Source organism: Pikeienuella piscinae, from assembly GCF_011044155.1.
Lineage (GTDB): Bacteria > Pseudomonadota > Alphaproteobacteria > Rhodobacterales > Rhodobacteraceae > Pikeienuella > Pikeienuella piscinae.
This window is the reverse complement of the sequence record NZ_CP049056.1, coordinates 537,401-554,515: the sequence shown is the minus strand read 5'-3', so window position 1 is coordinate 554,515 and position 17,115 is coordinate 537,401. Positions and strand designations below refer to the sequence as shown.

The window sequence follows — 17,115 nt, the reverse complement described above, 5'->3', positions numbered from 1 at the left end:
CTATTCCGGAACCGTTTCGCCCGAACCGCCGGCGTCTTTTGGCATGTCACGGAATTTAGGCAACCCGTCGACGATTTTCAGAACCGTCTCCGCGTAGAACACGTGGAAGGCGGGTTCGAACTTCAGCGATGGGATCGTCGAAGCATAGACATCGGTCATACCCATGCCCGGGTGGGCGGACATAATGTGCCCGCCGCATTTCGTGCAAGATTTCCGAAGACTGCGGTCGGTCTTGGCGTAGGTGAGAATGCTGTCCTCGCCTTTCGTCACCTTTACGGAATCGGGCGCCCAGAGCGTGAACGCGTTCACTGGTCCAGCCGACCATTTGCGGCAGTCCTCGCAATGGCAATAGCCCATCAGGGCCGGCGCGCCGGTCGCCTCGATCTCAACCGCGCCGCAAAAGCATGCGCCTTTGTGAGTCTCTCCCATCTCATCCTCCATTGGAGTCAGAAGTTGCGTAGTGCCGACCATCGGCGTGGAGGCCGGCAAAAACAAGCGTCACGCCCCGAACGCCGCCTTCATCAGCTTTTTCGTATAGTCGTGCGTGGGCGTGTCGATCACCGCCGCGGCGTCGCCCGCCTCCACCACCTCGCCCGATCTCATCACCATCACACGGTGGCTGACCGCGCGGATCACCCGCAGATCGTGGCTGATGAAAATGAAGGCGAGGCTGTATTTGCGCTGGAGCCCGCGCAACAATTCGATGATCTGGGTTTGCACGGTCATATCGAGCGCCGAGGTAGGCTCATCCAGCACCACCAGCTTCGGCTTCAGGATCATCGCCCGGGCGATGGCGATGCGCTGGCGCTGACCGCCGGAAAACTCGTGCGGATAGCGGTCCATCGCCTCGACCGGCAGGCCGACCTCACGGAGCGCGTCGGCGACCAGATCGCGCGGTTTGGCGTCGCTGGCGATCTTGTGAACACCCAGCCCCTCCGCGACGATCTCGAAACAGGACATGCGCGGCGAAAGGGAGCCGTATGGATCCTGAAAGACGATCTGCATCTCGCGCCGGAGCGGGCGGAGCGCCTTTCGCTTCAGGTTCTGCACGTCGCGCCCCATGAAGGCGATCCGCCCCTCCGAGGGGATCAACCGCATGAGCGCCAGCGCAACCGTTGTCTTGCCGGAGCCGGATTCGCCGACGACGCCGAGCGTCTCGCCGGCGTGCACGCGGATATCGGCGCCGTTCACCGCCTTCACATGACCGACCGTGCGGCGCATGAGGCCGCGCCGGATCGGGAACCACACCTTCAGGTTGTTGGCCTCCGAGACAATCGATGCATCCGCCGCGATCGGGTCGGGGCGACCGGAGGGCGCGGAGCCGAGGAGCTTTCGCGTGTATTCATGCGCGGGCGCGGCGAAGACATCGGTCGTCTCGCCGGTTTCGACGATGACGCCGTCCTTCATCACCGCGACACGGTCGGAGATCCGCTTCACGATATTCAGATCATGGGTGATGAAAAGCATGGAAAGCCCCTCATCCCGCTGCAGATCCTTCAGAAGATCCAGTATCTGCGCCTGGATCGTGACATCCAGCGCGGTGGTCGGCTCGTCTGCGATCAGCAGCTCTGGTCCGTTGGCCAGCGCCATCGCGATCATCACCCGCTGGCGCTGGCCGCCGGAAAGTTCGTGCGGATAGGCGCCGAGGCGGCTCTTCGCATCCCTGATCCCGACCTTCTCCAGCAGGTCGAGAATCCGATCGCGCGCCGGGGCGCCGGTCAGGCCCTGATGCAAAGCCAGGCTCTCACCGATCTGGCGTTCGATGGTGTGGAGCGGATTGAGCGAAGTCATCGGCTCCTGGAATATGAAGCTCACATCGTTGCCACGCACCGCGCGGAGCCGCGCCAGCGACGCGCCGATCATCTCCTCGCCTTCGTAGGTCGCGGAACCCTCGATCACCGCGGCGGCGGGCAGGAGCCCGACCGTCGCCAGCGCGGTGACGGATTTACCGGAGCCGGATTCCCCGACCAGCGCCAGTGTCTCGCCCTTCTCGATAGCGAAGGAGACGCCGCGCACCGCCGGCTGCACCCGCCCTTCGGAGCGGAAACCCACGGTGAGATCGCGAACCGAAAGAACGCTCACGCGAAGGTCTTTCGGGCGTCGAAAGCGTCGCGCACCCCCTCGAATATGAAGACGAGGAGCGAGAGCATGATCGCGAAGGTGAAGAAGGCGGTGACGCCGAGCCACGGCGCCTGCAGGTTGTTCTTACCCTGCAGCGCCAGGTCGCCGAGCGACGGGTATGAAGCCGGGAGCCCGAGGCCGAGAAAGTCGAGCGAAGCGAGGATCGAGACCGAACCGGCCAGCAGGAACGGCACGATGGTCAGCGTCGCCACCATCGCATTCGGCAGGAGATGCCGGAACATGATCGGCCAGTCGGAGACGCCAAGCGCGCGCGCCGCGCGGACATATTCGAAATTCCGCGCGCGCAGAAACTCCGCCCGCACCACGCCGACGAGCGCGGTCCACGAGAACAGCGTCAGTAGAAACATCAGAATCCAGAAATTGGGCGTGATGATCGCCGAGACGATGATGAGGACATAGAGCGTCGGAATATTCGCCCATATCTCCACCACCCGCTGAAAGAAAAGGTCGACCCAGCCACCGAAGAAGCCCTGCGTCGCGCCGGCCAGAACGCCGATCATCGACGAGAGAAACGTGACGGTGAAGCCGAAGAGCACCGAGATGCGAAATCCGTATATCACCCGAGCCAGCACGTCCCGCGTCTGGTCGTCGGTGCCGAGAAGGTTCTGCCAGGTCGGCGGGCCGGGCGCGGTGGCGACGGCGTAGTTCGGGGTGTCGTAGGAGAACGGTATCAACGGCCAGACCATCCAGCCCGGCGTCTCGCCCGCCTCGATCGTCTCGTCGCCATTGCCGCGAATGAGATCCTGAACGAACGGATCGGTGTAGTCCGGCTCGGTCTCGTAATCGCCGCCGAAGTAGGTCTCCGGGTAGAAGGTCAGCATCGGGAAATGCAGCTCGCCCTTGAAGGACATGACCAGCGGCTTGTCGTTCGCCACCACTTCCGCGAAGAACGAGATCAGAAAGAGCCCGAGGAAGACCCAGAGCGACCACCAGCCGCGCCGGTTCGCCTTGAAATTCCGCCAGCGCCGCTGGCCGATCGGAGAGAGACGGAACATTCAGCGCCCCTCGAAATCGATCCGGGGATCGATCTGCACGTAGACCATGTCGGTGATCAGATGCATGAGAAGCCCGATCAAACCGAAAAGATAAAGCGTGCCGAACACTACCGGATAGTCGCGCTTCACAATGCTCTCATAACTGAGCAGGCCGAGCCCATCGAGCGAAAAGATCGTCTCGATCAGCAGCGAGCCGGTGAAGAAGACCGAAACGAAGGCCGCCGGGAACCCGGCGACGACGATAAGCATGGCGTTACGAAAGACGTGGCCGTAAAGCACCTTGCGCTCCGCAAGGCCCTTGGCGCGGGCGGTGACGACATATTGCTTGCCGATTTCATCCAGAAAGGAGTTCTTGGTCAGCAGCGTCAGCGTCGCAAAACCGGAAATCGACATCGCCAGAACCGGCAGAGCAATATGGTGGAGATAATCCAGTCCCCATTCGAGCCAGGACATGTTCTCCGCCCCGGCCGAATGGAGACCGCGAAGCGGAAACCACTGAAGATAGCTGCCGCCGGCGAAGAAGATCAGCAGCATGATCGCGAAAAGAAAGGACGGGATCGCGTAGCCGATGATGATGACTCCGGAGGTCCAGACATCGAAGCGCGAGCCGTCCTTCACCGCTTTTCGAATCCCAAGCGGGATCGAGATGAGATAGGAGAGCAGCGTCGTCCAAATGCCCAGCGAGATCGAGACCGGCATCTTCTCGATGATCAGGTCGATCACCGTGACCGAGCGGAAATAGCTCTCGCCGAAATCGAAGCGAATATAGTTCCAGACCATGGTGAAGAAGCGTTCGAGCGGCGGCTTGTCGAACCCGAACTGTTTCTCCAGATCGGCGATGAAGGCGGGGTCGAGCCCCTGCGCGCCACGATACTGACTGTCGCCGCCCGCGGCGGCGCCGAGATCCCCGCCGCCGCCCGAAAAGCGCTCCGTCGCGCCGCCGGTGACCTGCGTCAACTCGGCGATCACCTGCTCGACCGGCCCGCCCGGTGCGAACTGGATGATGACGAAATTGATCGCCATGATCCCGAACAGAGTCGGGACGATCAGCAGAAGGCGTCTGAGGATATAGGCGGCCATCGGAAGCGTTTCTGGCCATGGCGGCCCCCGCGGTCAAGGGGGCGTCGTTTATGACGCATCGGCCCGCCGCACGCGCGGGCCGAGCGCGGCGGCGACAGCGGACGCATCATAGGCGGCCGGCTCACCGGCCGGTTTCTCGCCTTCCATGACCAGGATCTCCATCGTGGCCCGATAGCTCTTGATCTCACGCGTGTCGATCGAGCCGAAACTGGTGTACCCGAACGCGCCATAACGGCGGCGCCCGTAACCATAGGGATAGGGGCCAAATCCGGTGACGACGCCGACCTGCCGCGTATCCGTTTCAGTCGCCTCGTCGACGACGCGGAACCAGTCGCCGCCGGCCCCGAGGGTTACTTCTGCGGCGCGAAGAAGCAGGGCGACCTCAACCTCCTCGCGGCTTGTGGCGCTGTTGCCCGCGAAGGCGACGCGCCAGCGGTCGGGCTCGATCTTCGTCTCCGTGAAGCCGGCGGCCTCGCGCTCGCCTGACGGCGCCGGGGCGTAGGGGGTCGGTTCGACACATCCGGCCAGCAACGCCATGACGGCGCCGGCGCCGGCGAAACCCGCCAGTCTTCGCATCACTCTCATGCCGACTCTCCTTCAGTGCGCGCAACAGCGGTGCTACGCGCGGCGCGGTGGGGCGGAAAGCGCCCGAGTCATCCGCCCCGCCCTGCTCCGATCGCGGCGTCGCGGACCGGATCGAACCACCAGAGATCGATAATACCACGTTCGTAGGGCGGCTTCGTGCGCGGCCGGCCATACCGGTCCCACCACGCGACCGTGTGGCTGGCCTTGCTCCACTGCGGCACCCAGATGTGGAGCGCGCGCAGCGCACGGTCGAGCGCGGAGACCGCGACGGCATGGTCCGCCGCCGTTTTCGCGCCAATCACCGCCTCGATCAGCGCGTCGATCCCCGGGTTCGCGACTCCGGAAAGATTCAGGGTGTCGGGCGCCGCGGCGGCGGCCGACCCGAACAGATTCCAGAGCTCGACCCCCGGCGTCGGCTGCATCGGCAGGCGGGCGATGGTCACGTCGAAATCGTAATTCTTCATGCGCTCTTGATACTGCGCCGCATCCACGGTCCGCATGACGGCTTCGACGCCGATCTGCGCGAGGTTCTTCACATAAGGGCCGGTGATGCGCTCGAATGTCGGGCTGTCGTCTAGGATCTCGATGCGCAGAACCTCGCCCGAGGCGTTGCGCCGCTTGCCGTCAGCGCCGACCTTCCAGCCCGCTTCGTCAAGCAGAGCCCCCGCGGCGCGCAACTCCCGGCGCATCCGGCCCGAGCCGTCCGTCTTCGACGGAACGAAGGCGGGCGCCGTCATCACGCTCGCGGGGAGGTCGGCGAGCAGCGGCGCGAGCAGCGCCTTCTCCGCCGTCGACGGCGGCCCCTCGGCGGCGAGCGGAGAACCCTGAAAGAAGCTGACCGTTCGCTGGTAGAGCCCGTAAAAGAGCGCCCGGTTCGACCATTCGAAATCGAAGGCGAGGGCCAGCGCTTCGCGGACTCTCGGATCGCTGAGTTGCGCACGGCGCAGGTTGAACCAGTAGCCCTGCGTGCCGGCGGGGCGCCCGTCCGGCAGGGTCTCCATCACCACCCGGCCATCGGCGACGGCGGGGAAATCGTAGCCCGTCGCCCAGAGCTTCGAATAGAACTCTTCATGGAGGTCGTAGGCGCCGGCCTTGAACGCCTCGAACGCCGCCGTGTAGTCGCGGAAATACTCGAAATCGAGCCGGTCGAAATTCCACCGGCCGCGATTCACGTTGAGATCCCTCGCCCAGTAGTCCTCGCGCCGCTCGAAGCTGATCAAGCGGCCCGGCTCAAATGCGCCGATCCGGTATGGCCCGGAGCCAACCGGGGGCTCCAGAGTGGACTCCGCGAAATTGCGCCCTACCCAGTAATGTCGCGGCAGAACCGGAACGGACGCAGCCATCATCGGCAGATCGCGGGTCAAGGCGCCTTCGCGGAAGGTGAAGCGCACATGCCGCGCGTCAATCGCCTCCGCTTTCTCGATCGCAGCATAGGTCAGCCGATAGCTTGGCGCGCCTTCGGACTTGAGGATGTCGAAGGAGAACACGACGTCCGCCGCAGTCACCGGTTCGCCATCGGAAAAGCGCGCCTGAGGGCGGAGCGTGAATTCGACCCAGGCGCGGTCCTCGGGATAGGTCACGCTCTCGGCGATGAGCCCGTAGACCGCGTCCGGCTCGTCATAGGCGCGCACCATCAATGTGTCGAAGGTGTAGAGGCCGATCTCCGGCGGCGAGTCGCCCTTCATGATGAACGGGTTCAGACTGTCGAACGTGCCCATCGCGAAGGTCGAGCGCGTCCGCATCAGGCCACCTTTCGGCGCATCCGGATCCGCATAGGCGAAATGCGCGAAATCAGGCGGGTATTTCAACCCGCCGAAGGCGGAGACGCCGTGCGCCGTGACCGGCTCCGCGCAGGTCGGCGCCGCGAGCAACGCCGCGGCGAGGAGCCCCGCGAGAAAGCGGATCACCGTGCGTCCTCGACCGCGGCCGCCGTCGCTTCGTCCCACCACCAGACCGCAGGGAACCCATCGTCGCGTGGCGGGAACGGGTCCGGATACCCGAACCGGTCCCACCAGGCGATACGCTCAAAGGGCGTATAAAGCTGGGGGATCATGTAATAATTCCACATCAACACGCGGTCGAGCGCCTTCGACGCGGCCTCCAGGTCCGCGCGGTCCGTCGCGAAGATGATCCTGTCGATCAGCGCGTCCACCGCCGGGTCGGCGACACCGCCGACATTGCGCGCGCCGATGCGATCCGCTGTCTCGGAGCCCCAGTATTCGCGCTGCTCGTTCCCCGGACTTTCGGAATTGGCGACACCCCAGATGATCATGTCCCAGTCGAAGGCGGGGTCCTGCGACACGCGGCGAATATATTGCGGTCCGTCGACCACGTTGAATGTCGCGCGGAACCCGAGTTGCTGAAGATTCCGGATGAAGGGCATGATGACCCGCCCCTGACTGTCCTGCGCCGAGAGGAATTCGATCTCGAACGGCGCGCCGTCCGGTCCGGTCAGCACGCCGTCCCTGACCTCGTATCCGGCTTCCTTCAGCAGTTTCGTAGCGCGGTTCAGCTGGCGCCGATTGCGCCCGGACCCGTCGGTCTTGGGCGGGCTCCACGCCGGGCCGAAAACCTCATCCGGAACCTGGCCGCGCAGTTCCTCCAGTATCGCGAGTTCCGCGCCCTTCGGCGCGCCGACGGGCGTCAGACTTTCGGTGCCCTGAAAATAGCTGACCGGTCGCGCGTACTGCCCGAAATAGATCACCTTGTTCGTGCGTTCGAAATCGAAGGCGAGCCCGATGGCCTCTCGAACGCGGCGATCCTGAAACTTCTCCCGCCGCAGGTTGAATGCGAAGGTCTGGACCTGTTTCGGCCCCTCGACTTCTACTTCAGCTCGCTTCACCAACCCCTTCTGAATAGCAGGAAATTCGTATTGCTGCGCCCAATTGGAGGCGGAATTCTCCCGCCGGAATTCCAGTACGCCCGATTTGAACGCCTCGAAGCTTGCATCGGCGTCGAGAAACACCTCGTAACGCACACGGTCGAAATTGTTCCGGCCGATATTCACCGGAAGATCCCCCCCCCAATAGTCCTCCACGCGCTCATACTCGACATAGCGTCCAGGCTCGAACGTTCCGATCCTGTAGGGGCCGGAGCCGAGAAGCGGCTCCAGCGAGGAGCGGTCGAACTCCCGCCCCTCCCACCAGTGCTTTGGCAAAACGGCGAGTTGACCCATGATGTGGGGCAGTTCGCGGTTGCCGATGTCGTCGAAATCGAAGCGGACGACGCCATCGCCCATGTCGCGCGCTCCGATCACATTGGCGTAATAGAAGCGATATTGCGGGTGTCCCTTCGTCGTCAGGATCTCGAAGGAGAAAATCACGTCCGCGACGGTCACCGGCTCACCGTCATGCCAGCGCGCGCCCTCCCTGATCTTGAACGACGCCCAGGAAAAATCCTTGGGGTATTCGATCCATTCTGCGAGCAGTCCGTACATCGTCGAGCCCTCGTCGAGCGAAGGCGCCATCAGCGTATCGAAGATCAGCCCGACGCCGGTCGGACTGTCGCCTTTCACGATGAAGGGGTTGAAGCTGTCGAAATCGCCCTGCGTTCCCATTTTCGCCACGCCACCCTTCGGCGCGTCGGGGTTCACATAGTCGAAATGCGCGAACTCGGGCGGGTACTTGAGCGCGCCGACGAGCGACGCGCCATGCGAGCGGTTCACTTCCGCCGCGCTGGCGGGGCGAGGCCAGGCGCCGCCGACGGCGACCGCTCCGCTGGCGACGAGGGTGGACGCGAATTCGCGGCGGGTGAGGGGCATATCGGTCTCCGGCGTTGCGCGTTCAGGGCGCATTTCGGGAAAGCTAGGGGCGGCGACCGTGGGTGACAAGCGGCGCCGGCGCCGGGGGCGAAAGAGCGGAAAGCGTCCTTTCGCTTCGGAATCCGCGAAGCTAAGCTCTCCGTTCTTCTCGAATGTCAGGATCCTACAACACGAGATCATCGGAAACCTGCGTCATGAAAGCAGCGCTCTCCCGCGCGTTCCGCACCCCGCTCAGCATCGAGGATGTCGAACTTGCGCCGCCCGGTCCTGGAGAGGTCGAGGTGCGCATTCGCGCCTGTGCGATCTGCCATTCCGATCTGATGTTCATCTCCGGCGGTTGGGGCGGATCCCTGCCCGCCATATGGGGACACGAGGCGGCCGGCGAGGTCGTCGCGCTCGGCGAGGGGGTGGATGACCTCGCTCCCGGCGACCGGGTGGCGCTGACGCTGATCCGCGCCTGCGGCAGTTGCGCCTGCTGCGCGGCGGGGCAGCGCACCTATTGCACGGAGCCCTTCTCTCTCTCCGCCGCCTCGCCGATCCGCGATTCGACCGGCGCGCCGGTGGCGCAGGGGCTGAAATGCGCCGCCTTCGCCGAACGCGCGACGGTCCACCGCTCGCAGCTCGCGCCGATCGGGGCGCAGATCGGCTGGGCGGAGGCTTCGCTTCTCTCCTGCGGCGTCATCACCGGCTATGGCGCAGTGACAAACACCGCAAAGATGCCGGTCGGCGCGAAGGCTGTCGTGATCGGGGCCGGCGGCGTCGGGCTCAACGCGGTGCAGGGCGCCGCGCTGGCTGGGGCGGCGCCGCTCGTCGCGGTCGATATCTCGGACGACAAGCTGGAGATCGCGCGCGGCTTCGGCGCTTCGCATTCCGTAAGGGCGGGTGAAACCGCGGCGCAGGAGGTCCGGACGATCCTCGGCTCGGGGGCCGACTATGTCTTCGTTACCGTCGGCGCGACGGCGGCGATGGAATCCGCCTATCAGATGCTGGCGCCCGGCGGCGCGGCGGTGCTGGTGGGCATGGCTGCGAGCGGCGAGATGTCGACATTCGACCCGCTCACCCTCGCGGATTGCGGCCAGCGCATCATCGGCTCGAAGATGGGAAGTTCGGTGATCGAACGGGATATTCCTGCGCTCGTCCGCGCCTATCTGGCGGGACGGCTGAAGCTGGACGAGTTGGTCACCGGCCGCTTTCCCCTGGAAGACGTCAATGAAGCGCTCGACCGCACGCGCGCCGGGATCGGCGTGCGCAACGTCATCATGTTCGACTGAGAGGCCCCGCGTGAAACTCACCGATCTTGAAGTCTTCATCGTCGCCAATCCGCCGCCGCGCACCGGCGGGCGCTATTTCATCTTCGTGAAGCTCACCACCGCCTGCGGAATCGTTGGCTATGGAGAGATATACGCCGCCACCTTCTCCCCCGAAGTGATCGCCGCCGCGACGCGTGACGTGTTCATGCGGCATTTCGAGGGCGAGGATCCGCATCGGATCGAGCATCTCTTCCGCGTCACCTACGGATCCGGCTATTCGCTCCGGCCCGATCCGACGCTGATGGCGGTCTTTTCCGGGTTGGAGATCGCCTGCTGGGACATCATCGGAAAATCCGCCGGCCAGCCAGTCTACAACCTCCTTGGCGGACTCTGCCACAAGCGTATCCGTTCCTACACCTATCTCTATCCCGCCAACGGGGCCGATGCTCATGCGACGGGCGGCGCAAGTGTTTATGACGCTCCCGACGCCGCGGCGGCGCGCGCGGCCGATTACCTCGCAATGGGGTTCACCGCGCTCAAGTTCGACCCCGCCGGCCCCTACACCGTCTATGACGGCCGCCAGCCCGATCTCGAATCGCTGGAGCGGTGCGACCTGTTTTGCAGGCGCCTGCGCGAGGCCGTGGGAACCCGGGCCGATCTTCTCTTCGGCACGCACGGCCAGTTCACAGTCTCCGGCGCGAAGCGCATGGCTCGGCGGCTGGAGCCCTATGAGCCGCTCTGGTTCGAGGAGCCCTGCCCGCCCGAGAACCCGGAGGCGATGGCCGAGATCGCGCGCGCGACCTCGATCCCCATCGCGACGGGCGAGCGGCTGACGACGAAGTATGAGTTCGCACGAGTCCTCACGGCCGGCGCCGCCTCCATCCTGCAACCCGCGCTCGGCCGTGTCGGCGGAATTCTCGAAGCGAAGAAGATCGCGGCGATGGCGGAGCCGCATTACGCGCTGATGGCGCCGCATCTCTATTGCGGACCGATAGAGGGCGCTGCGAATGTTCAACTCGCGGCTTCGGTTCCGAACCTTCTGGTTCTGGAAAGCATCGAGCGCTGGGACGGCTTTCACGCCAAAATCCTGAAAGCGCCGATGCGCTGGGAGGACGGCTACGTCATTCCACCGGCCGAACCGGGGATCGGGGTCGAACTCGACGAAGACATAGCCCGGGCCCATCCGTGGTCCGGAGACGCCCTGCATCTTGAAATGAGTCCGGAGCCCCGCACACCTTGAGGCGCATCAGTTGCAGCCGCCGGCCGCCCATTCCGCAAGTTTCGTCTTGAACGCTCCGCCATACGGATGCCGGATGCGCGTCGGCGTTTCGGCGGCGTTTCGGTTGTAGAAATCGCCCTGATCGCAAAGCGCCTGGCGCGACCAGTTATGGCAATAGCTGCATTCCTGCGTTTTCCAATATGATTCCGGCAGGCCCTCCACCGGCGGGTAATGCGGCGTGCTCGTCGTCAGCGTCTCCAGCGACCGTCCGGCGATGGCGGCATCTTCGGCCTCTAGTAGCGCGGTGAAGCTGATCGGCCCCGGATCCTGCGCAGGGGCGGGGCCGGGCGTCGAAGCCGCCCCGAGCGCATCGAGTTCCGCATTCGCGAGCGCGGCGAACACGCCATCTGGAAACGCCGCTAGGAAATCGCGGTAGGCGACCGCATCGCCGGCGAGGCGGGCCTTCTCGAATGCCGCCGCCTCATCCACGAGCGTCGGCTTCTCCGAGGTTTTCTCGACCGGCTTTACCGTGGGCGTCGCGGCGCGCGCCGCCACTTCTATCCCCTCGGCCTTCGTCGCCGCGCCCGTCATCGCGCCGCCCGCGTCAGCACCCAGCATCGATGAGGGATCCGCCGCCATCGTCTCGGCCAGCAGCGACCTTGCGTCAGGAGCGAAGACACTCTCAGGATAAACCTGAAGGAAAAGCGCGATCCGGCCAGCGTCGCCACTCTTGCTCACCGCGTTCCAGAGGCTGATCTCAACCGGTTTTGGCCCGCCGGGGGCAGGCGGCGCGGTGAAATAGAAGTCCCTGACAAGGGATGAACTGTCCCAAGGCACCTGCTTGCCTTCGGTGCTCTCCATCACGTCGATCCGCACCTGTTTGAATACCTGTTCAATGGTCTTTCCAGGCTCGTGAAGCGCCGCGGCGAGCGCCTGGGTGAAGGGACTGTTGACCCCGTCGCCGTCGTCGGCGACGCCGCCCGGCGCGGTGGCGTAAGCGACAAAACTTCCGGTCGGCGCGTTGAGGCGCGCCAAACCCCGGTCGCCCGACCGGCTGCCCGACGCGAAGGGATTGTTGCGGCAGGCGTCGAGGATGATGACGTTGGTCTGGTTCGCGGCGAATTCGAGCATCCGCATCACCCAATCGACCTCGACCGCCATCAGGTCGAGATCGGCGACGTCCATCGGCGAGGCCTCGACCGGGATGAGATAATTCCGCCCGTTGGCCTGCACGCCGTGCCCGGCGTAATAAAACAGGCCGACGGCGTCCGACCCCAGCGTTCGCAGCCTGCGGCCAAGCTTGGCTACGGACTCCTTCATCGACGCGGCGTCGGCGTCGATCAGCAACTGCGTCTCGAAACCCTGTTCGGCCAGCGCCCCCGCCATCAGCTCGGCGTCGGCGCGCGGATTATCGAGCGAACCCATCTCGCGATAGGCGCTGTTGCCGATGACCAGCGCAAGCCGCTCCGCCGCAAATGCGGGCGCGATCGCGAAGCCGGCGATCAGCGCCAGCATCGTCATGATCCGGATCATGTGCTCTCCCCCCATGCGCCGCCCCCGGCGCCGCCGCCCACATGCGGCCAAGAAATATAGCACGACGCGCGCCAGCCGCCAACAGGACCGTGATCGGGCGCGCTAGCGGCATGCTCGCCGCGCCAGTGTGAATTGACCTCGCCGGCCCGGCGCCGTCAACTACCACAGGAGCCGGCGCTTCGCTGGCCCCGAGGGGAGAATGACATGTTGAATTTCAGGTTCGGCCGTGTGGCCGCCGGCGCGTTCAGCGCGGCATTGCTTTCTTGCGCCGTAGCAGCGGCGAACCCGCTGGCGCCCGGATGGACGCTTTACCCGGAGGCGTCGAAGCTGACATTCCAGTCCGTCAAGAACGGAACAATCGTCGAGGAAAGCGTATTCGCCACCTTCTCCGGCGCGATCGAAGAGAGCGGCGAGGCGGAAATCGTCATCCAGCTCGAATCGGTGGATACTGGAATTGACCTCCGGAATGTGCGGATGCGCTTTCTCTTCTTCGAAAGCTTCCGTTTCCCGGAGGCGCGCGTGACTGCGACGCTGGACCCGGCTGCGCTGGAACAACTGGCGCAAAAGCGGCGGATGACGATCCCGATCGAGTTCACGCTCGACCTCCATGGCGTCGCCAAGACACTCACGACGGACACCGTGGTCACGCTGATCACCGACGACATGGTCTCGGTCGCCGCCGATTCCGCAATCGTGATCCCGGTCGCGGATTTCGACCTCGACGAGGGTTTGCTGAAGTTGCAGGACGCAGCCAAGGTGACGATCACACCCTCGGGCTCCGTTGGCTTCGACTTCGTATTCCGCCGGGATGTCGCGACGGTGGAGATCGTCTCCGCCGCCGCGCAGGAGCCCGTCGCGGCGCCCGAGCCGACGGCTACCCCCGCCCCTGCCCCCGCCGCGGCGCCCGTCGCGACCGCTGCGGTGGAGGCGAGCGGAGACTTTTCCGAAGCTGAATGCGAGGGCCGGTTCGAGATCATCTCGCGCGCCGGAGCGATCTATTTTCCGTCCGGGGGCGCTGAACTGAAGATCGAGAGCGCGCCGCTTCTCGCCGCGCTCGTCGACATCATCGAACGCTGCCCGACGCTGAACGTCGCCATCATCGGCCATACGGATTCGGATGGCGCGGCGGCGGCGAACCAGAAGCTTTCCGAAGCGCGCGCGGCCAGCGTCCTCGCCTATTTGACCGCTTCCGGCGCGCCGGCGGACCGGCTTTTCGCATCCGGACGCGGGGAGACCGCGCCAGTCGCTCCGAACGACACCGCGCGCAACAAGCGTCTCAACCGGCGGATCGAATTCGCGGTGGTGCGCTGAAAGAGATCAGGCTCCGCCTGCTCGCGCCAGTCGACGCGCGGCGGTAGCCTCTGATACGCTGCCGCGACATGTCGCCCCGCCCGTGCAGCCGCGCGCGCACGCCTCATGAAAATCCGAAACGCCCGCCCCGACGAAATCGGTACGGGCGTTTTTCTTTGCAGCCTCTCGCCGGCTGAACGCCGGCGGTCGCGCTCAATCGATCAATCGTGGCTGGCCGCCCCATCGTCCTCGGCGGCGTCCGCAGGCGAAGCTTCGGCCGCCGGCGCGCCACCCTCGGGCGCAGTCGCGTCCCCCGCCGTCTCCGCCTGCGGCTGCGGCAACGGTTCGGGCGTCCCGTCGACCTCGTTGAGATAGGCGATCAGGTCGGCACGGTCCTCAGGCTTTTTCAGGCCGGCGAAGCTCATCGCGGTGCCTGGCGCCGTTTTCCGTGGATTCTCCAGGAAATGGAACAAATTCTCCGGCGTCCATTTTTCTCCCATCTGGAGGAGCGCCCCGGTATATTTGTCATAGCCGTCGGCGGCGTCGATCGGCCGGTCGACCACGCCCCACAGATACGGACCGGTGCTGTTCGCGCCGTCCTCCAGCTTGTGGCATGCCTGACATTTCTTGAAGATCTTCTCGCCGCTCGCGGGATCGGCTGCGGCGAAGACCGCCCCGATATCGAGCGCCTGCTCCTCGCCGCCACCGCCAGAATCCTCAACCGCGAGCGCGAACGCGAGTTCCTCATGGTGGTGCGACTCGAAAATCAGTTCCGAAAAGAAACCGAGCCCGAGAAACACGAGCAATGTAGAGCAAAGCGCCCCGATGACCTTGTTGAGCTCCATTCTTCGCCCTCCTCTACCGTCCGCGCGCCCTGGGCGCGAGCGCCCGAAATACGCCTAGCCTATACAAGCTTCCCGCCGGACCGGGCAAGGCGTATAAGGCGCGACGCATTGACCGGAGAATGAATACGCATGGCATCGACAGACGCACCCGCCGCCAGACAGCGCATCGCCTTTCAGGGCGAGCTCGGTGCCTATTCGCACCAGGCCTGCCAGGAGGTCTATCCGGAGATGGAGCCCCTGCCCTGCCCGACCTTCGAGGACGCCGTCGCCGCGGTGAAAGCGGGAGCCGCCGCGCTGGCCATGCTGCCGGTCGAGAACTCGTTATACGGTCGGGTCGCCGACATCCACCGGCTGCTGCCGGAAAGCGGTCTCTACATCATCGCCGAACATTTCGTTCCCGTCAGAATCGAACTCCTCGGCGTTCCCGGGGCCACGCTGGAGGATGTGAAAGAGGCGCAGAGCCACACTGTCCTTCTTGGCCAGTGCCGCCGGTTCCTGAAGGCTGAGGATATCCAGCCCGTCACCGGCGCCGACACCGCAGGCTCCGCCATGGCGATCGCCGCGGCCGGCGACAAGACCCGCGCCGCGCTGGCCTCGAAGCTCGCCGGCGAGATATATGGACTCGTTCCGCTCGCCTCCGACATCCAGGACGCGGCGCACAACACCACGCGCTTCCTGGTGATGAGTCCGCGCAAGATCGAGGCCGACCCCGCCGGCGGCCCGGCGATCACCACCTTCGTCTTTCAGGTGCGCAACATCCCGGCCGCGCTCTACAAGGGTATGGGCGGTTTCGCGACGAACGGCGTCAACATGGTCAAGCTGGAGAGCTACATGATCGACGGCTCGTTCACCGCGACGCAGTTCTACGCCGACATCGAAGGTCACATCGAAGATCGGCCGGTGCGCCTCGCGATGGAGGAACTGGCCTTTTTCACAGCCTCGCTCAAGGTGCTCGGAACCTACCCGCGCAGCGCAGCGCGCGACGGACGCTGAGCCCTGCCCCGGCGTGGGAGTGCGGATCGCAAACGTGTCCCGCTCCGCGCCGGAACCCCTTGCACCCTCCCCATCACCCCGCTAAAGACCGCCCGTCGTCGATCGACGCATCGCGGAGAGGTGCCGGAGTGGTCGAACGGGGCGGTCTCGAAAACCGTTGAGGGCGCAAGCCTTCCCAGGGTTCGAATCCCTGTCTCTCCGCCACGACTTGACTGCGAGCCAATCGCAAAGCATTGCGAACAAATGGCAATCTGAAAAATAACCAAACTACCACCTGTTTTTGCTCCACAATTTGCTCCACAATTTCCCGCGCAGCGACGCCCATTGGCGTTCCCCTACGCTGGCGCTCCCCCATATTTGCGCGCCCCGGCCGAAGCCGGAGCGCAAGCGACTCCTGTCGGCCCGCTTTACCGCCTCGCCGAGAGACTGCGGCGCCGACGGATATCATGCTCGACGGTGATCAGATCCGCGACTCGATGAGAGCGCGCGGCGGCCTCGGCGAGAGAGCTCCGGAGGCGGTCGATCTTCTGTTCGATCTGCGGGTCGTCCGTCCTGAGTCTTGAGAGATGCTCCAGCGCTTCTTCTGCGGCTTCGCGAAAGTCGTCGTCGAGAAGCTGTCGCTTCCGGACGAGATCGGCCAGCGCGCGAAAGTGATGCCGAGCGACTCCGGGAGAATGGGATCCTCCTCATAGGCTCGGACCGCAGCGCGGGCGGCGGCGATGGCGTCGGCGGTTAAAATCGCCATCCGGGCGAGCTCATCCGGCTGGGTGTCGGCGTTGAAGACGACATGGCGGTGGGTGTTTTGCGTTGGAAAGCTGCTCGGAAGCAGGCGCGTGATGTTGTTTGGCATTGGGATAGTACTTTTTTGGATTGGGTCAGTCAGGCGCAGCCGGGAGCGTCCGGGCCACATGATGTGGCCCGGACGACTTTCGGTCTGCGGAGTCTTGAGAAGCCTCAGGCGCTTTCCGCGGATCAAGGCCTATACGAACTACGACAACTATGTCGGTGTCGGGACCTGGACGAAGGTCGCGATAAACAACACCGACTATAACGATCAGGGCGCTTTCGACGCCGGAAACAACCGCTTCGTGGCGCCCGCAGACGGCACCTACCTCTTCGGCGCCACGCTCCTCTACAAGGTCAACGCCAGCACGTCGGCGCGAATGAGCGGGCGGATGGTCATGAACGGCGCGACGGAGATCCGCGGTTCGCGGGGCGAGACTAGCGGCGCGCATGTCTCGGAGGCGACAGCGCTCTGGCTGCAAACGATGGTCGCGCTCTTCGTTGTAGGTCCTGATCCAGGCGTCGAGATCGACCTGCAGTTCGTCGACCTCGCGGTAGATCTTTTTCCCTATTATCCACGAGAAAAAGCAGCGCGTCTGTGACTGGCTTGTGTAGCATGGTTCGATAGGCCCGCGTCCGC

15 protein-coding genes and 1 tRNA gene are annotated in these 17,115 nt (G+C 64.7%); 6 read left to right on the top strand and 10 right to left on the bottom strand.

Annotation, left to right across the window (positions count from 1 at the left end; translation table 11 throughout):
- The 7 genes from G5B40_RS02555 to G5B40_RS02525 all read right to left on the bottom strand — a co-directional run bounded on the left by G5B40_RS02555 (nt 1) and on the right by G5B40_RS02525 (nt 8,562).
- Nucleotides 1-429: a GFA family protein gene (locus tag G5B40_RS02555; RefSeq protein ID WP_165094607.1), complete on the bottom strand. Its 429-nt coding sequence runs from the start codon at nt 427-429 to the stop codon at nt 1-3.
- Nucleotides 430-498: 69 nt separating this feature from the next.
- A complete protein-coding gene (locus tag G5B40_RS02550; protein WP_165094605.1) occupies nt 499-2,082 on the bottom strand; it encodes an ABC transporter ATP-binding protein in 1,584 nt (527 codons plus the stop codon).
- Nucleotides 2,079-3,137 (bottom strand): ABC transporter permease, encoded by a 1,059-nt coding sequence (locus G5B40_RS02545; RefSeq protein WP_165094603.1) that lies wholly within the window; start codon nt 3,135-3,137, stop codon nt 2,079-2,081. The genes G5B40_RS02550 and G5B40_RS02545 overlap by 4 nt, the downstream gene beginning before the upstream one ends.
- On the bottom strand, nt 3,138-4,217 hold the full coding sequence (locus G5B40_RS02540; protein ID WP_165094601.1) for a microcin C ABC transporter permease YejB: 1,080 nt from the start codon (nt 4,215-4,217) through the stop codon (nt 3,138-3,140).
- A gap of 48 nt (nt 4,218-4,265) precedes the next feature.
- The gene (locus G5B40_RS02535) at nt 4,266-4,802 is read right to left on the bottom strand and encodes a CC0125/CC1285 family lipoprotein (protein WP_165094598.1); all 537 of its coding nucleotides are present in this window, start codon (nt 4,800-4,802) and stop codon (nt 4,266-4,268) included.
- 68 nt (nt 4,803-4,870) lie between these two features.
- Nucleotides 4,871-6,709 (bottom strand): extracellular solute-binding protein, encoded by a 1,839-nt coding sequence (locus G5B40_RS02530; RefSeq protein WP_165094596.1) that lies wholly within the window; start codon nt 6,707-6,709, stop codon nt 4,871-4,873.
- Nucleotides 6,706-8,562 (bottom strand): extracellular solute-binding protein, encoded by a 1,857-nt coding sequence (locus G5B40_RS02525; RefSeq protein WP_246209684.1) that lies wholly within the window; start codon nt 8,560-8,562, stop codon nt 6,706-6,708. The genes G5B40_RS02530 and G5B40_RS02525 overlap by 4 nt, the downstream gene beginning before the upstream one ends.
- Before the next feature lie 194 nt (nt 8,563-8,756).
- On the opposite strand from G5B40_RS02525, the gene G5B40_RS02520 reads away from it, so the two are divergent.
- On the top strand, nt 8,757-9,833 hold the full coding sequence (locus G5B40_RS02520) for a zinc-binding dehydrogenase (protein WP_165094591.1): 1,077 nt from the start codon (nt 8,757-8,759) through the stop codon (nt 9,831-9,833).
- 10 nt (nt 9,834-9,843) lie between these two features.
- Nucleotides 9,844-11,052: a mandelate racemase/muconate lactonizing enzyme family protein gene (locus tag G5B40_RS02515; protein WP_165094589.1), complete on the top strand. Its 1,209-nt coding sequence runs from the start codon at nt 9,844-9,846 to the stop codon at nt 11,050-11,052.
- Between the two features lie 6 nt (nt 11,053-11,058).
- On the opposite strand, the gene G5B40_RS02510 is transcribed toward G5B40_RS02515, so the two are convergent.
- Nucleotides 11,059-12,564 carry a caspase family protein gene (locus G5B40_RS02510; RefSeq protein WP_165094587.1) on the bottom strand — a complete coding sequence of 502 codons (1,506 nt, stop codon included), beginning with the start codon at nt 12,562-12,564 and terminating at the stop codon, nt 11,059-11,061.
- A 204-nt stretch (nt 12,565-12,768) separates the two neighbouring features.
- Between G5B40_RS02510 and G5B40_RS02505 the strand changes: the two genes are divergently transcribed.
- Entirely contained in the window at nt 12,769-13,875 is a 1,107-nt protein-coding gene (locus G5B40_RS02505) for an OmpA family protein (protein ID WP_165094585.1), read from the top strand.
- 200 nt (nt 13,876-14,075) lie between these two features.
- Here G5B40_RS02505 and G5B40_RS02500 read toward each other — a convergent pair whose 3' ends face one another.
- Nucleotides 14,076-14,699, bottom strand: coding sequence for a c-type cytochrome (locus G5B40_RS02500; protein ID WP_165094583.1), 624 nt, complete (start codon nt 14,697-14,699; stop codon nt 14,076-14,078).
- Between the two features lie 129 nt (nt 14,700-14,828).
- Here G5B40_RS02500 and G5B40_RS02495 point away from each other — a divergent pair, with 129 nt between their 5' ends.
- Both G5B40_RS02495 and G5B40_RS02490 read left to right on the top strand, forming a co-directional pair.
- Nucleotides 14,829-15,692 (top strand): prephenate dehydratase, encoded by an 864-nt coding sequence (locus G5B40_RS02495; RefSeq protein ID WP_165094581.1) that lies wholly within the window; start codon nt 14,829-14,831, stop codon nt 15,690-15,692.
- Between the two features lie 114 nt (nt 15,693-15,806).
- Nucleotides 15,807-15,896: transfer RNA gene (locus tag G5B40_RS02490), tRNA-Ser, on the top strand.
- A gap of 256 nt (nt 15,897-16,152) precedes the next feature.
- On the opposite strand, the gene G5B40_RS02485 is transcribed toward G5B40_RS02490, so the two are convergent.
- A complete protein-coding gene (locus G5B40_RS02485; RefSeq protein ID WP_165094578.1) occupies nt 16,153-16,602 on the bottom strand; it encodes a hypothetical protein in 450 nt (149 codons plus the stop codon).
- On the opposite strand from G5B40_RS02485, the gene G5B40_RS20945 reads away from it, so the two are divergent.
- Nucleotides 16,601-17,077, top strand: a complete 477-nt coding sequence (locus tag G5B40_RS20945) for a hypothetical protein (protein ID WP_246209683.1) — start codon at nt 16,601-16,603, stop codon at nt 17,075-17,077. The two genes, G5B40_RS02485 and G5B40_RS20945, sit on opposite strands and share 2 nt — an antisense overlap.
- The last annotated feature ends 38 nt before the right edge of the window (nt 17,078-17,115 follow it).

Coding starts and splice junctions, on each gene's coding strand:
- G5B40_RS02545 (WP_165094603.1), bottom strand. CDS start 3,137: ATGTTCCGTCTCTCTCCGATCGGCCAGCGGCGCTGGCGGAATTTCAAG.
- G5B40_RS02510 (WP_165094587.1), bottom strand. CDS start 12,564: ATGATCCGGATCATGACGATGCTGGCGCTGATCGCCGGCTTCGCGATC.
- G5B40_RS02505 (WP_165094585.1), top strand. CDS start 12,769: ATGTTGAATTTCAGGTTCGGCCGTGTGGCCGCCGGCGCGTTCAGCGCG.
- G5B40_RS02555 (WP_165094607.1), bottom strand. CDS start 429: ATGGGAGAGACTCACAAAGGCGCATGCTTTTGCGGCGCGGTTGAGATC.
- G5B40_RS02525 (WP_246209684.1), bottom strand. CDS start 8,562: ATGCCCCTCACCCGCCGCGAATTCGCGTCCACCCTCGTCGCCAGCGGA.
- G5B40_RS02485 (WP_165094578.1), bottom strand. CDS start 16,602: ATGTGGCCCGGACGCTCCCGGCTGCGCCTGACTGACCCAATCCAAAAA.
- G5B40_RS02520 (WP_165094591.1), top strand. CDS start 8,757: ATGAAAGCAGCGCTCTCCCGCGCGTTCCGCACCCCGCTCAGCATCGAG.
- G5B40_RS02500 (WP_165094583.1), bottom strand. CDS start 14,699: ATGGAGCTCAACAAGGTCATCGGGGCGCTTTGCTCTACATTGCTCGTG.
- G5B40_RS02495 (WP_165094581.1), top strand. CDS start 14,829: ATGGCATCGACAGACGCACCCGCCGCCAGACAGCGCATCGCCTTTCAG.
- G5B40_RS02535 (WP_165094598.1), bottom strand. CDS start 4,802: ATGAGAGTGATGCGAAGACTGGCGGGTTTCGCCGGCGCCGGCGCCGTC.
- G5B40_RS20945 (WP_246209683.1), top strand. CDS start 16,601: ATGATGTGGCCCGGACGACTTTCGGTCTGCGGAGTCTTGAGAAGCCTC.
- G5B40_RS02540 (WP_165094601.1), bottom strand. CDS start 4,217: ATGGCCGCCTATATCCTCAGACGCCTTCTGCTGATCGTCCCGACTCTG.